This is a genomic window from Micromonospora sp. NBS 11-29 (assembly GCF_002140155.1).
In the GTDB taxonomy this organism is placed as follows: Bacteria; Actinomycetota; Actinomycetes; order Mycobacteriales; family Micromonosporaceae; genus Micromonospora.
Window position 1 is genome coordinate 106652 of the sequence record NZ_NAPR01000002.1, and the last position, 571, is coordinate 107222.

2 protein-coding genes are annotated in these 571 nt (G+C 71.2%); both read right to left on the reverse strand.

Annotation, left to right across the window (positions count from 1 at the left end; translation table 11 throughout):
• Nucleotides 1–51: 51 nt before the first annotated feature.
• Nucleotides 52–147 (reverse strand): hypothetical protein, encoded by a 96-nt coding sequence (locus tag B1205_RS33245; RefSeq protein ID WP_441338425.1) that lies wholly within the window; start codon nt 145–147, stop codon nt 52–54.
• On the reverse strand, nt 111–512 hold the full coding sequence (locus tag B1205_RS30520; protein ID WP_441338426.1) for a sigma-70 domain-containing protein: 402 nt from the start codon (nt 510–512) through the stop codon (nt 111–113). Before B1205_RS30520 ends, B1205_RS33245 begins: the two co-directional genes overlap by 37 nt.
• Nucleotides 513–571: the final 59 nt, after the last annotated feature.

Consider the following 571-nt stretch of genomic DNA (forward strand, 5'->3'; position numbering starts at 1 on the left):
TAACCAGAACCGGTCCCGGCGAACCGCCGGGGCCGGAACGCGGGCCGGGGGTCAGCAGGCGTACGCCTCCAGGCGGTTGGCCCGCTCGGGGTCGCGCAGCTTGAGCAGCGTCACCTTCTCGATCTGCCGGATCCGCTCCCGGGACAGGCCGAACTCGCGGNCACCGCCTGCTCCCGCTGGGACAGGGTGGCGAGCACGATGCGCACCTCGTTGCGCAGTTCGCCGTTGGTGGCGGCGTCACCGGGCTCGGTACGCGGGTCCACCGCGGCGACGAAGTCACCGAGCGCGCTCTCGCCGTCCTCGCCGACCGCCTGGTCCAGGCTCACCGGCTCCCGGTCGTAGGAGATCAGCTCGATCACCTGGAACTCGGGGATCTCCAGCGCCCGGGCCACCTCGCTGACGGTGGGTTCGCGGCCCAGCGTCACCGACAGCTCGCGGCGTACCCGGACCATCCGGTTGACCTGCTCGACCATGTGCACCGGGATGCGGATGGTGCGGGCCTGGTCGGCCATGGCGCGGGTGATGGCCTGGCGGATCCACCAGGTGGCGTACGTGGAGAACTTGTAGCCCT